This window comes from Saccharopolyspora sp. NPDC045941 (assembly GCF_056431445.1).
The window spans coordinates 63728-76616 of record NZ_JBWKKU010000036.1; the positions used below are offsets into that span (position 1 = coordinate 63728).

Consider the following 12889-nt stretch of genomic DNA (forward strand, 5'->3'; position numbering starts at 1 on the left):
GAGATGAGCGCACAGGTCCGCGCGGGCGACGACACCCAGCGCCAGGTTTGGGAGGCCGCCGTCCGGCTGTTCGCCGCGCAGGGCTTCCACGGCACCGGCATCCGGGAACTCGCCGAGGCCGCCAGGCTGTCCTCGGCGACCCTCTACCACTACATGGGCACCAAGGAAGACCTGCTCTTCTCGATCATGAAGGCGTCCCTGGACCGGCTGATCACCGCGGCCGAGCGGGTATCGGCCGAAGCCGCGCAACCGCAGGCGGTCATCGCCCGGCTCGTGCACGTCCACGTGCTCACGCACGCGCTGCACCGCGACGAGACCACCGTGGTGGACAACGAGATCGGCGTCCTCGGCCCCGAGCGCCGCGACACCATGGTGCAGATCCGCGACCGCTACGAGGACTTCTGGCGCGACGCGATCGCCGACGGCTGCCGGCGCGGCGTCTTCTCGGTCCCCGACGAGCGGTTCGCGCGGATGGCGGTGCTGGAGATGTGCTCGGGCGTGGCGAAGTGGTACTCGCCGTCCGGCGAGATGGACCTGGACTCGATCGGCGCGGCGCACGCGCAGCTGGCCCTGCAGCTGCTGGGCGTCTCGGCGAAGCGCGCCGCCGCGACACCGCTGCCGGATGCCGCCGAGATCCACGGGCTCATCGAGGAGATCTGGCAGATCCGCCTGCCGTCGATGCGAGCCCGCGCGCCTCGCGACTGACCGGAGCGGCACCACGCGTGGCCCGGGTGGCGGCATCGCCACCCGGGCCACGCTCGTTCCGGGCGGTCTTGCGGTCTCGCCGCGACGATCCTACGCTGTCGACCGATCGATCGATCGACAGAACGCGAGGAGGCGGCGTGGCAGGCAGCACCGGGACCCCACCGGCGATCCGCTATCGCTCGCGGGTGCACTTCGACGAGCTGGATCCCAACGGGCACCTGCACAACACCCGGTTCGCGCTGCACATCGAGCGGGCGACCACGGCGGCGTTCGCGGCCGCGGGCTACGACACCGGGACGATCGCCGGTCGGCACCCCGACCTGCACTACGTCGTCCGCGCCTTCCAGATCGAGTTCCACGCGCCGGTGACCGGCGCGGGCGACCTGTTCGTCCGGCTGCAGCTCACCGAGCTGGGCCGGACCAGCGCGACCTGGACCTTCCACTGCGGACATGAACCGAACGCCACCGGCACCCGGACCATCGTGAAGGTGGGCGCCGACGGACGGCCGCAGCCGTGGTCGCAGCGGCTGCGCGCCTGGCACGCGGCCCAGCTGCACGGCCCGCGTTCACCCGAGAGTTGAGGAGGAAGCCGTTGTCCGAAGTCCAGTCCGGCGGTGCCGTGGTGGAGACCGAGATCTCCGGCGACGTCGGCGTCATCCGGCTCAACCGGCCGGAATGCCTCAACGCCGTCAACACCGCCCTGGTGGAACAACTCGTCACCGCGCTCGGCGCGATCACCGACGCGGGCGTCGGCGCGGTGCTGCTGACCGGCCGCGGCCGCGCGTTCTGCGCCGGCCACGACCTCAAGGCACCGCCGGAGGATCCGGCGACCGTGCAGGCGCGGCTGGACCGGATCCAGGACGTCACGCGGCTGATCCGCGACTGCCCGGCGCCGGTCATCGCGGCGGTGCAGGGGCACGCCGTCGGCGCGGGCGCGGAATTCGCCCTCTGCTGCGACCTGGTGATCGCCGCGGAGGACACCCGGTTCCGCTTCCCCGAGGTCGGGCTCGGACTCAGCGTCACCGGCGGCATCTCCAAGCTGCTGCCGCTGCTCGTCGGCCCGCTCAAGGCCAAGGAGATCCTGCTGTTCGGCGACACCATCGACGCCGCCGAGGCGAGCCGGCTCGGGCTGGTCAACACGGTGGTCCCCGCCGACGCGCTGCTGCAGACCGCGCACCGGTGGGCGGCACGGCTGGCCGAGCGGCCGCGCGCCACCCTGGCCATGGCCAAGGAAGCCCTGGACGCGGGCATCGACCACGCCCTCGAATCGGCGCTGCGACTGGAGATCCGGCACGCGATCCGCACCGAGGAGCTCGCGGCCGACCGGACGGGAGACGCCCGATGAACGCCGAAACCCTCGTCGACCTCGTCCGTGGTGCGGCCCGGCGCTGGCCGGATCGCACCGCGTGGACCTTCGATCAAACCGGCCGCGAACTCACCTTCGCCGAGATCGACCGCCGCAGCGACGCGCTGGCCGCGCTGCTGGCCGAATCGGGCGTGGCGGCGGGCGACCGCGTCGCGGTGATGATGAACAACCGCCCGGAATTCCCGCTCGGCTGGCTCGCCGCGGCCAAGCTGGGCGCGGCGATGGTCCCGGTCAACAACCGCTACCGGGAGTACGACGCCACGCACGTGCTCGCGCACTCGCAGGCCCGGGTCGTGCTGACCACCGCCGAGCACTCGGATCTGCTCGCCCGCGTCCGGAAGGCCACCTCGGTGCGGCAGGTCCTCGACGTCGACGCGATCGACCTCCCGGCCGCCGAAGCGCCCCGGTGCGCGCCGCCGACACCGGAGGCGCTGGCGAACATCCAGTACACCTCGGGCACCACCGGCGCGCCCAAGGGCTGCGCGCTCCCCCACCGCTACTGGACCACGCTCTCGTCCGGCCTGGTCGACGGCTTCCCCGGCATCGACGACCGCGACACGATCCTCACCGCCCAGCCGTTCCACTACATCGATCCGCAGTGGAACGTCGCGCTCGGCCTCGCCGCCGGGGCGCGGCTGGTGGTGCTGGACCGGTTCCACCCCACCACGTTCTGGGCGAAGGTCCGCGAGCACGGCGTCACGTGGTTCTACTGCCTGGGCCTGATGCCGAAGCTGCTGCTCGACCAGGACCCGTCGCCTGCCGACCGGGAACACCGGGTGCGCGCGATCAGCGCCTCGGCGATCCCGCCGAACCTGCACGCCGCGCTCGAACGGCGGTGGGGCGTCCCGTGGTTCGAGGCGTTCGGCATGACCGAAACCGGCAGCGACATCCGGATGACCCCGCAGGACCACGACGCCGCGGTGGGCACGGGCTGCCTCGGCCGGGCGGCGCCGGGCCGAGAGGTCATGATCGTCGGCGGCGACGGCGCCCCGGTGCCGCGCGGCGAGGTCGGCGAGCTGGCCATCCGCGGCACCGGCCTGATGCACGGCTACTTCCGCGATCCGGAGGCCACCGAACGCGCCTTCCGGGCGGGCTGGTTCCACACCGGCGATCTGGCCCGGATGGACGACGAGGGCCGCGTCTACTACGCGGGCCGCACCAAGGACATGATCCGCCGCAGCGGCGAGAACATCGCCGCCGCCGAGGTCGAGCGCGTGCTGCAGCTGCACCCGGCGGTCGAGGTGGCCGCGGTCCTGCCGGAGCCGGACGAGTTGCGCGGCGAGGAGGTGCACGCGGTGGTCGTCCTCCGCGGCGAGCCGTGCGATCCGCGCGAGCTGGCGGACTTCTGCGCCACCCAGCTCGCCTACTTCAAGGTCCCGCGCTACTGGACCTTCCGCGACCGGCTGCCGATGACGGCCTCGGAACGCGTCGCCAAGCCCGTCCTGCGCGCCGAGCTCCGCGACGAGGAGGCGGCCGCCCACGACAGCCGCACCTGGTGATCTCCGCGGGTCGGCACTGCCCGCGGCCCCGTTGAGCGTTCTGTCCCCTTTGCCCACTGCGGCTCCGGGTCCACCATCCGGCGTACATTTGTTTGGTGCGCGTCGGCCTGCCCGCGTACGAACCGACAGAACGTTTCCGTCCTGGCCTGGCCGGGACCGCGGCACCGAGAAGGTTGATCGGGTGGTTGTCCCAACGGCTCGTCCGCAGCTCGCTGAGCGGCCGGGCCGCAGCAAGGCCGCAGGTCGATCGGTCGGCGCGGTCTGGCTGCGCATGCTCGCGGTCGTCGCCGCCGGCTTCACGCTCTACGCGGGCTCTCCCCCGCGCGAGCTGTGGTGGCTGGCGCCGATCGCGTTCGCGGTGTTCGCGGCGGTGCTCCGCGGCCGCAAGGCCCGCGCCGGATTCGGTTACGGCCTGCTGTTCGGCTTCGCGTTCCTGCTGCCGCTGCTGGGCTGGCTGCAGGACTTCCTGGGAGCCGACTTCGGCCCGTGGCCGTGGCTGGGCGTGGCGGGCGTGCAGGCGCTGTTCGTCGCGCTCGGTGGCGCCGGGATGGCGCGCGTCAGCCGCCTGCCGGGAGCGCCGGTGTGGATGGCCGCGGTGTTCGTCACCGCCGAGGCGCTGCGCTCGGCCGTGCCCTTCGGCGGCTTCCCGTGGGGCAAGCTGGCATTCACCCAGGACACCGGCCTGTTCCTGCCGCTGGCCGCGCTCGGCGGCACCGCCGTGGTGTCCTTCGCCGTCGCGGTGGTCGGCGGCGGCCTGGCCGAGCTCGCCCGCCGCGTGCGCACCCCGCGCCGCTGGGCCGCGCCGCTGGCCGCCGTGCTCGTGCCGGTCGTGGCCGGCTTGGCCATGCTGCCCTTCATCGGCACCGACCCCAACGCCGGAACCGCCCGGGTCGCGATCGTGCAGGGCAACGCGCCCAACCTGGGGCTGGGCCTGCTGTACGAGGACGACGTCCTGCACACCAACCACATCGCGGCCGCTCAGCAGCTCGCCGCCGACCCGGCGAAGGGCCCCCTCGACTTCGTCGTGCTCCCCGAGCAGGTCGGCAGCTGGGGACCGAGCCAGACCGACCCGGACCTCTCCGGCGTCGCCGCGCAGTTCGGCGTCCCGCTCGTGGTCGGCGGCCTCGGCAAGGACCCCGACGGCGCCCTGCGCAACCAGATCGTCCGGTGGGATCCGGCGACGGGCGCGGGCGACCGCTACGTCAAGCAGCACCTGGTGCCCTTCGCCGAGACGATCCCGATGCGGCCGGTGGCGCGGCTGGTGAGCCCGTTCGTGGACCGCTTCCGCTCTGACATGGTGCCCGACGACAAACCGGGCGTGCTCGACGTCGGAGGCGTCCGGCTGGGCGTCGGGATCTGCTACGACGTCGCCTACGACGACGTGTTCACCGGTGCGGCCCGGGAGGGCGCGACGCTGCTCGCGGTGCCGACCAACAACGCCTGGTACGGCCACTCCGAGATGAGCTACCAGCAGCTGGCGATGTCCCGGCTGCGCGCGGTGGAGCACGGACGGGCGGTCCTGGTGGCGGCGACCAGCGGCGTCAGCGCCGTGGTTCAGCCGGACGGCACCGTGACCCAGCAGACCGAGCTGTTCACCGCGCAGAATCTCATCGCCGAGGTGCCGCTGCGCTCGACGCAGACGCTCGCCACCCGGCTGGGCAGCGTTCCGATGTGGACACTGGTCGTGCTGGGCGTCGGCGCGGTGGCGCTGTCCTGGTGGCGGCCCCGGCGGACCGCGGACGCCTGAACCCGACCGATACGAGTGCACAGCCGGCCGAGCGGGTCGGCCAGGAGGACATGGATGGCGAACCGGCAAGCCCCCGGAGCCGGTGACGACTCGGCCCTGGTGGTGATCCCCACCTACAACGAGCGGGACAACCTGGAGCCGATCGTGCGGCGGCTGTTCGCCGCGCTGCCCTCGGCGCACGTGCTGGTCGTCGACGACGGCAGCCCGGACGGCACCGGCGAGGTGGCCGACGGGCTCGCCGCCGACGACGAGCGGGTGCACGTGCTGCACCGGAGCGAGAAGGCCGGGCTCGGCGCGGCGTACGTGGCGGGCTTCGAGTGGGCGCTGGCGCGGGACTACGGCGCGATCATCGAGATGGACGCCGACGGCTCCCACTCGCCCGAGGACCTGCCCCGGCTGATCGGCATGCTCGGCCCGGACGGCACCGGCGCGGACGTGGTGCTGGGCTCGCGCTACGTGCCCGGCGGGCGGACGGTGAACTGGCCCTGGTACCGGGCGCTGCTGTCCCGCGGCGCCAACGTGTACTCCAAGCTGGCGCTCGGCGTGTCGATCAACGACATCACCTCCGGCTACCGCGTGTACCGGCGGGAGGTCCTGGAGACGCTGCAGCTGCACAACGTCGCCTCGCAGGGCTACTGCTTCCAGGTGGACCTGGCGTGGCGCGCGGTGGAGGCCGGCTTCGTGGTCGTGGAGGCGCCGATCACGTTCGTGGAACGCGAGGTCGGCAGCTCGAAGATGGACGCCGAAGTGGTGCGCGAAGCCCTCGTCAGGGTGACGAAGTGGGGCCTGCGCCGCCGCGGCAACCAGGCCGCGAGCGTCCTGCGCTCGATCCGCCGCTGACGACCGCGGGATCCGAGCACGTCGAAGCGCCCGGGACGGGATGCCCCAGGCGCTTCGTCGGATCCTGGTCGCTCAGTGCCCGCGGCGCGTCCGCAGCAGGTCGAGGCGCTCGTTGAGCAGCTCCTCGAGTTCCGGGATGGTGCGCCGCTCCAGCAGCATGTCCCAGTGGGTGCGCGGCGGCTTGGCCTTCTTCTGCTCCGGCTCGCTGCCGTCGATGATCTTCGACTCGGTGCCGTGCAGGCGGCACTCCCAAGTCGGCGGCACCTCGGCATCGTCGGAGAACGGCACCTCGAACTCGTGGCTCTTGGGGCAGGCGTAGCGCACCGTCCGGCGCGGTGCGAGGTCGTGGTTACGGTCGGTCTCGTAGCTCACCGCTCCGAGCCGGCTGCCACGCAGAACGCGGTCGGCCATGACGGTTCCTTTCACTTCGGCCCGGGACCTGGCCCGAGCGGTTGTGCTCACCGTGTGCAACGACGGGGAAGCCGCCGTATGTTCCCGGTGTAGTGCTTCTGGTTGCCGTCGGTGACGTTGTTCACCCATCAACGACGGCTTTCTCCCTAGAGATGCAATCGGTCGGCGTTCGTGACGCGTTATCCCACTCGCAATCTATAGGTGCGTTCGAACGGGTGATAGTGCCAGATGATGAGTCACTATGGCCAAGCTGGATGCCGGGAAAGTGACCATAGTGGGACGGAGATCACGACACGGACGGCGGACAAGACGCAAAAATTGGTAACTGAATGTAGCTATACTTGGTTCCCTGTTGTCACAACGCTGCGTACCGGCATATTCCGATCGCGTCGAAAATCCCGGCCACGCCTGTCACCAGCATGGAGCAACGCCGCCGTCTTGGCGAGGCAGGCGCGCATCGTCACCCGCCAGACACGCAGCGTGGTCACCGAACGGGTCAGAGAACCTTCGGCGCCGGGTTGCCGACCGCCTCGATCGCCCGCCGCACCGGCACCAGCGCGACCAGCACCAACCCGACCGCGAAGAACACCACCAGCGACACGATGGCCAGCCGGAACGACCCGGTCGCCTGCCCGACGCCGGCGAACACCAGCGGGCCCAGCCACGACGTGGAGCGCTCCCCCACCTCGTACAGCGAGAAGTACTCGGCCTCCCGGCCGGGCGGCACCATCTGGCTGAACAGCGACCGGGACAGCGCATTGGTGCCGCCGAGCACCAGCCCGATGCCCACCGCCAGGCCGTAGAACTGCATCTGCTGTCCGGCCTGCACGAAGTACGCGGCGACCAGCACCACCAGCCAGGTGGCGAGGCTGATCAGGATCGTCTTCTTCGCGCCGATGCGCCGCGCCACCACCCCGTGCAGCACCCCGCCGACGAAGGCGATGAACTGCACGATCAGCAGCGTGATGATCAGCGAGTCCTGCGGGAGCTTGAGCTCCAGGTTGCCGTACTGCGCCGAGACCTGGGTGACCGTCGAGATGCCGTCGGTGTAGATCCAGTACGCCCCGAGGAACGCCAGCGTCAGCGGGAAGTGCTTCGCCTCCCGGAACGTGGTCATCAACTGCTTGAAGCCCGCGGTGACCGCGGACGGGCCGCGCACGGCCCCCTCCGGGGCGCGGTGTTCACGCAGCGCCGCCAGCGGCAGCAGCGTGAACACGGCCCACCAGACGCCCGAGGACAGGAAGATCAGCCGGACCGCGGTCTCCGTGCTCATGCCGATCGCGTCGTGGCCGAGGTAGATCACCAGGTGCATGGCCAGCGCCGCACCGCTGCCCAGGTAACCGACGGCCCAGCCGCGGGTGGAGACGTCGTCCCGCTCGTCGACCGAGGCGATCTCCGGCAGGAACGAGTAGTAGACCACCACCGAGGCGCCGAAGCAGATGTTGGCGATGATGAACAGCACCACGCCGAGCTGCCAGTCCTGCCCGCCGACCAGCGCCAGCAGCGCCGTCATCGCCGCGCCGCCGAACGCGAAGATCCCCAGCATCAGCCGCTTGCTCTGCGTCCGGTCCGCGATCGCGCCGGTGATCGGCAGCACGACCACCTGCACGACGGTGGCCACCGAAAGCAGGTAGCCCCACAACGACCCGGCCGGGAACACCAGCCCGAACGCCGAGATGTCGCACTGCACCAGCGCGTTGTTCTGCGGGCAGGCGTTCAGGCCGTTGCGCGCGACGTCCGCCTTCGCGGCCTCGGTCGCCACCGAGGTCAGGTAGAGCGAGAGGAAGACCGTGGTCACCGAGGTCGGGAACACCGAGTTGGCCCAGTCGTACCAGCACCAACCCCGCTGTTCCCGGCGCCGCCGCCGCGCGGCGTCCGGTGCCAGGTCGCTGTCCATCACGCTCATCCGTTCGGTCCTCCGGCCAAGATCACTCGATTGGGGGTAACCGGACCTTACTGGCTCAACGAACGCGGTGGAGGTCCGTGCGGCGACAATGCGTAGTTCTGCTCATCCGCCGACCTCCGGCTGCGGCTCGCCGAACCGCTCCCGCAACACCTCCTGCAACACGTCCGGCCGGTCGGTGACCAGCCCATCCACGCCGAGATCCAGCAGCTCCCGCATCTCCACGGCGTCGTCGACGGTCCACACGTGGACCTCCATGCCCCAGCGATGAGCCTGGCGCACGAAGCGGGAGTCGATCAAACGCAGCCGGCCGAAGCCCGTCGGCACCTGCGTCGCGCCGCCGACCACCGCCGACCGCAGCGGCCAGCCGCCCCACCGCGAGCTCACCCACAGCAACCCGGCCGAACGACGCCCGGTCGAGGTGAGCAGCCGCGGCCCGATGGCCCGCCGCATCGCGGCCAGCCGGTGCTCGGCGAACGACGCCAGGCACACCCGGTCCCAGGCGTTGTGCCTGCGCAGCGTCCGCAACACCGGCGCCACCGCCGAGTCGGCCTTGACGTCGATGTTGAAGAACATCTCCGGCAGCTCCTCCAGCGCGGCGTCCAGCCGGCACACAGGTTCCCGCCCGCCGATGAGCGCCGAGCCGACGGCCGACCAGGGCAGCCGCTCGATGAGGCCGCGGCCGTCCGTGGTGCGGTCCAGCGTCGCGTCGTGGTTCACCACCACGACGCCGTCGGCCGTCGCGTGGACGTCGGTCTCGATGTAGTGGTAACCCTTGTCGGCGGCGCGTCGGAACGCGGCCAGCGAGTTCTCCAGATCGTGCAGTTCCCCGAGGTGCCACCCGCGGTGGGCGAACGCGCGGGGCCGGGGACCGGACAGGAAAGGATGCGTCACGTCCGCAACTCTGCCCGATCGGCGTGCCTGCACCGCGCAGGCGGGGCCCTTGGCTAACGTGATCGATCGTGGAAACCTCCGACCTGCCGTCCCGCCGCCCGCGCCAAGCCAGGCACTGCGCGTGGTGCGGACGGCGCGTCCCGGAGTCGGGCAGGCAAGGACGACCCCGCTTGTACTGCGCGCAGTCCTGCCGCCAACGCGCCTACGAGCGCCGCACCGCGGTGCAGCGCGGCGGCCTCCCGGAAGACGCGGTGGTGCTCTCCGCCGCCGAGCTCGCGGATCTGCAGGACCGGCTGTTCCAGCTGCGCTGCGCGGCCGAAGACGTGGTCACGGCCATCGAGGACGCGGCCGACCACGCCGAACTGCGCAAGCTCGCGACCCAGGTGGTGGCCGTGGCCGGGGAGCTCGAACGGCTGCGGTGAGACGAACGGAGCATTGTGCGGACCGGCCGGGGTGGCCAGGATGAGTTGGTCCCCAGCGGTGGCGAGGAATCGACGGTGCCCGCACGTCCCGTAGTCCGCGGCTTGCGCCGCGCCGACCTGATCAGCCAGGACCCGATAGCTTCGGCGGTCTTCTACCGGGCCCTGCTCGACTGGACCCCGGCGCCGACCGGCGTCGGTTTCGACTGCTGGGTGGGCAACCGCCGCTGCGCCGCGATGCGCTCCCCGCGCGGCCGCGAACTGCCTGGCTGGCGCCCCATGTTCGCCGGAACCACCCAGGACGGCTCGCTGACCGGCCCCGACGACGCGGTCGCGCTCATCGCCAAGGGGCGGGCCCAGCACGGGCCGTGGGCGCCGAGCCCGCGGCCGGGCGAGCCCTGCTGGATCGAGCTGTGCACGGCGGTCCCGGACCGCGCAGACGCGTTCTGGGCGGACATCCTGAGCTGGTCCGTGCACGCGGACCAGTACCTCGCCCACGGTCGGCCGCTGGCGTCCCGCACGATGCGGCGACCGGCCGGCTGGGGCTGGCTGTGCTACTTCGCGGTGGAGGACGTCGAGGCGATCAGCGCCCGGGTGGTGGAGCTGGGCGGCGAAACCGTCGACCGCGCCGATCACCCGCTGCTGGGCGCGACGGTGGTGGTATCCGACCCCGCCGGAGCGACGATCGGCCTGGCCACGGCCGACAAGTGGGGCTGACGGCGGCTAGCCGCCGGAGAGCTCGCCGAGCACCTGCAACGTCCGGTTGGCGCGCACGGACAACCGCTGCTCGCGCGCGGTCACGTCGATGTAGGTCTGGCTGGAGTTGATCGACGAGTGCCCGAGCAGCTTGGCGATCTCGGCGGCGCTCGCCCCGTCCTCGGCGAGCCGCGTCGCGAAGGTGTGCCGCAGCGCGTGCACCATCGCGCCCGGCTGCACCCGGTCGGAGACGCCCGCCGCCCGCAGGGACTGCCGCACCAGGTACTGCAGGCCGCCCCGGCGCAGCGCCTCGCCGTGGTGATCGACGAACAGCGGCTCGCCGCCGGGCAGCCGGTCGCCGAACCGCACCCGCCGCGACTCCAGGTAGCTCTGGATCAGCGAGTCCAGGGTGTCCTCGATGGGGATGGACCGGTTCTTGCCGCCCTTGCCGTGCACGTGCAGCCGGCGATCCCCCGCCCGCCCGGCCAGCGAGCCGACGGTAAGTTCCAGCAGCTCCGCCGAGCGAACCCCGGTGCACAGCAGCGTGGCGAGCACGGCGAGATCGCGCTCCGGCCACGGATTCCGCGCCCGCCGGGCCCCGGCGGCCACCGTGCGCAGCAGCCGCTCGGGGGTGTCCTCGCCCTGCAGCGGCTTCGGCGTGGAGGGAGCGTTGCGCGGCTTCGGCACCACCTGCATCGGATTGCCGGACACCGCGCCCTCGACCACCAGGAACCCGAAGAAACCGTTCCAGGTCGACCAGGCCCGGGTCACCGACGAGGCGGACCGCGACGCGGCGAACCGCGCGAACGCCGACCGCAGCACCGAGGCGGTGACCAGGTCCACGGCCAGCCGGTCGGCGCCGGTGCCGGTGAGCTCGACCAGCTCACCGGCCACCGACTCCAGGTCGCGGCGGTAGGCGCGCAGCGAATTGGCCGCGAGCTTCCTGGCCTGCAGGTGCTCCAGGTAGATCTCGATCAACCGCGCCACGTCCACGCCGCACCTCCCCGGTGATCAACTCGGGTAGATGAAACCAGACGGCACCGACAATCAGCTGTTGCGGATGAACCGGTCGAGCACGCGGGTGCCGAACTTCAGCGAGTCCACCGGGACCCGCTCGTCGACACCGTGGAACAGGGCGGCGAAGTCGAGGTCCGCAGGCAGCTTCAACGGCGCGAAGCCGAAGCAGTTCATGCCCAGCCGGCTGAACGACTTCGCGTCGGTGCCGCCGGACATCATGTAGGGCAGCGCCTTCGCCCCCGGATCCTCGGCGAGCAGCGACGCGGTCATCACGTCGACGATGCGGCCCTCGAACTTGGTCTCCACCGGCGGCAACCCGACCCACTCCCGCTCCACGTCGGGTCCGAGGAGCTCGGCCAGCTCGCGGTCGAAGGCCTCCTCGCGCCCGGGCAGGATCCGGCAGTCCACGGCGGCCTCGGCCACCGACGGGATCACGTTGTGCTTGTACCCGGCAGTGAGCATCGTCGGGTTCGCGGTGTCGCGCAGCGTGGCGCCGACGATCCGCGACAGGTTCCCGAGCTTGGCGACGGCGCCCTCGATGTCGTTCTCCGGGAAGTCCCAGCCGGTGATCTCGGTGACGCCGGCGAGGAACTCGCGAACCGAGTCGGTCAGCACCAGCGGGAACCGGTGGTTGCCGAGCTTCGCAACGGCCTCGGAGAGCTTGGTGACGGCGTTGTCGTCGTGCACCATCGAACCGTGCCCGGCGCGGGCCCGCACCCGCAGCTTCAGCCAGCGGATGCCCTTCTCCGCAGACTGCACGAGATAGGCGCGAACGCCGTCCTTGAGCGTGACCGAGAAGCCGCCGACCTCGCTGATCGCCTCGGTGCAGCCCTCGAAGAGCTCGGGCCGGTGGTCGACCAGCCACTGAGCCCCGTGGAAGCTGCCGGCCTCCTCGTCGGCCAGGAACGCGAAGACGACATCCCGCGGCGGGGTGATGCCGTCGCGCTTGAGCCGCCGCGCGACGGCGAGGCTCATGGCCAGCATGTCCTTCATGTCGACGGCGCCGCGCCCCCACACGTAGCCGTCCTGCACGGCCCCGGAGAACGGGTGGACGGACCACTCGGCGGGATCGGCGGGAACGACGTCCAGGTGCCCGTGCACGAGCAGCCCGCCCCGCGTGGAGTCGGCGCCGGGCAAGCGGGCGATGACGTTGCCGCGCCCGGGGTGATCCCCGGACTCGACGTAGGTGACGTCGTAACCGACCTCGCTGAGCTTGGCCGCCACGAACTCGGCGGCGGCACGCTCGCCGACGAGAGTCTCGGGGTCGCCCGTGTTGGTGGTGTCGATGCGGATCAGGTCGCTCGCCAGGCCGACGACCTCGTCCTCGGCCCGCAGCAACCCAGCGTCGTGATCAGTGCCGGAGATACCCTCGTTGTGTGCGCTCACCAGGCA

General features: G+C 71.6%; 13 protein-coding genes. 8 read left to right on the top strand and 5 right to left on the bottom strand.

Annotation, left to right across the window (positions count from 1 at the left end):
• Positions 1-3 precede the first annotated feature (3 nt).
• The 6 genes from AC07FN_RS26820 to AC07FN_RS26845 all read left to right on the top strand — a co-directional run bounded on the left by AC07FN_RS26820 (position 4) and on the right by AC07FN_RS26845 (position 6157).
• Positions 4-705, top strand: a complete 702-nt coding sequence (locus AC07FN_RS26820) for a TetR/AcrR family transcriptional regulator (protein WP_132490060.1) — start codon at positions 4-6, stop codon at positions 703-705.
• A gap of 137 nt (positions 706-842) precedes the next feature.
• On the top strand, positions 843-1286 hold the full coding sequence (locus AC07FN_RS26825) for an acyl-CoA thioesterase (RefSeq protein WP_478398131.1): 444 nt from the start codon (positions 843-845) through the stop codon (positions 1284-1286).
• A gap of 11 nt (positions 1287-1297) precedes the next feature.
• Positions 1298-2050 (top strand): enoyl-CoA hydratase/isomerase family protein, encoded by a 753-nt coding sequence (locus AC07FN_RS26830; RefSeq protein WP_478398132.1) that lies wholly within the window; start codon positions 1298-1300, stop codon positions 2048-2050.
• Positions 2047-3570: an AMP-binding protein gene (locus tag AC07FN_RS26835; RefSeq protein ID WP_478398133.1), complete on the top strand. Its 1524-nt coding sequence runs from the start codon at positions 2047-2049 to the stop codon at positions 3568-3570. Before AC07FN_RS26830 ends, AC07FN_RS26835 begins: the two co-directional genes overlap by 4 nt.
• A 181-nt stretch (positions 3571-3751) precedes the next feature.
• Positions 3752-5317 carry an apolipoprotein N-acyltransferase gene (gene lnt, locus AC07FN_RS26840; protein ID WP_478398134.1) on the top strand — a complete coding sequence of 522 codons (1566 nt, stop codon included), beginning with the start codon at positions 3752-3754 and terminating at the stop codon, positions 5315-5317.
• 54 nt (positions 5318-5371) lie between these two features.
• Positions 5372-6157: a polyprenol monophosphomannose synthase gene (locus AC07FN_RS26845; RefSeq protein ID WP_478398135.1), complete on the top strand. Its 786-nt coding sequence runs from the start codon at positions 5372-5374 to the stop codon at positions 6155-6157.
• 72 nt (positions 6158-6229) lie between these two features.
• Here the strand turns inward: AC07FN_RS26845 and AC07FN_RS26850 are convergent, their stop codons facing one another.
• The 3 genes from AC07FN_RS26850 to AC07FN_RS26860 all read right to left on the bottom strand — a co-directional run bounded on the left by AC07FN_RS26850 (position 6230) and on the right by AC07FN_RS26860 (position 9365).
• Positions 6230-6568 carry an RNA polymerase-binding protein RbpA gene (locus AC07FN_RS26850; protein WP_093277988.1) on the bottom strand — a complete coding sequence of 113 codons (339 nt, stop codon included), beginning with the start codon at positions 6566-6568 and terminating at the stop codon, positions 6230-6232.
• 496 nt (positions 6569-7064) lie between these two features.
• Entirely contained in the window at positions 7065-8474 is a 1410-nt protein-coding gene (locus AC07FN_RS26855) for an MFS transporter (protein ID WP_478398136.1), read from the bottom strand.
• A 102-nt stretch (positions 8475-8576) separates the two neighbouring features.
• Positions 8577-9365: a glycerophosphodiester phosphodiesterase family protein gene (locus tag AC07FN_RS26860; RefSeq protein WP_478398137.1), complete on the bottom strand. Its 789-nt coding sequence runs from the start codon at positions 9363-9365 to the stop codon at positions 8577-8579.
• Positions 9366-9433: 68 nt separating this feature from the next.
• Here AC07FN_RS26860 and AC07FN_RS26865 point away from each other — a divergent pair, with 68 nt between their 5' ends.
• On the top strand, positions 9434-9787 hold the full coding sequence (locus AC07FN_RS26865) for a hypothetical protein (protein WP_235883846.1): 354 nt from the start codon (positions 9434-9436) through the stop codon (positions 9785-9787).
• 75 nt (positions 9788-9862) lie between these two features.
• Positions 9863-10501, top strand: coding sequence for a VOC family protein (locus AC07FN_RS26870; RefSeq protein WP_478398138.1), 639 nt, complete (start codon positions 9863-9865; stop codon positions 10499-10501).
• Positions 10502-10507: 6 nt separating this feature from the next.
• Here the strand turns inward: AC07FN_RS26870 and AC07FN_RS26875 are convergent, their stop codons facing one another.
• Together AC07FN_RS26875 and AC07FN_RS26880 are read right to left on the bottom strand one after the other, a co-directional pair.
• Positions 10508-11473 carry a tyrosine-type recombinase/integrase gene (locus tag AC07FN_RS26875; protein ID WP_358569361.1) on the bottom strand — a complete coding sequence of 322 codons (966 nt, stop codon included), beginning with the start codon at positions 11471-11473 and terminating at the stop codon, positions 10508-10510.
• Positions 11474-11527: 54 nt separating this feature from the next.
• A complete protein-coding gene (locus AC07FN_RS26880; RefSeq protein WP_132490077.1) occupies positions 11528-12883 on the bottom strand; it encodes a M20/M25/M40 family metallo-hydrolase in 1356 nt (451 codons plus the stop codon).
• Positions 12884-12889 lie beyond the last annotated feature (6 nt).

Excerpts from the sequence above, each read along its gene's own strand:
- AC07FN_RS26835 (WP_478398133.1), top strand. The coding sequence starts at position 2,047 with ATGAACGCCGAAACCCTCGTCGACCTCGTCCGTGGTGCGGCCCGGCGC.
- AC07FN_RS26855 (WP_478398136.1), bottom strand. The coding sequence starts at position 8,474 with ATGAGCGTGATGGACAGCGACCTGGCACCGGACGCCGCGCGGCGGCGG.
- AC07FN_RS26845 (WP_478398135.1), top strand. The coding sequence starts at position 5,372 with ATGGCGAACCGGCAAGCCCCCGGAGCCGGTGACGACTCGGCCCTGGTG.
- AC07FN_RS26850 (WP_093277988.1), bottom strand. The coding sequence starts at position 6,568 with ATGGCCGACCGCGTTCTGCGTGGCAGCCGGCTCGGAGCGGTGAGCTAC.
- AC07FN_RS26820 (WP_132490060.1), top strand. The coding sequence starts at position 4 with ATGAGCGCACAGGTCCGCGCGGGCGACGACACCCAGCGCCAGGTTTGG.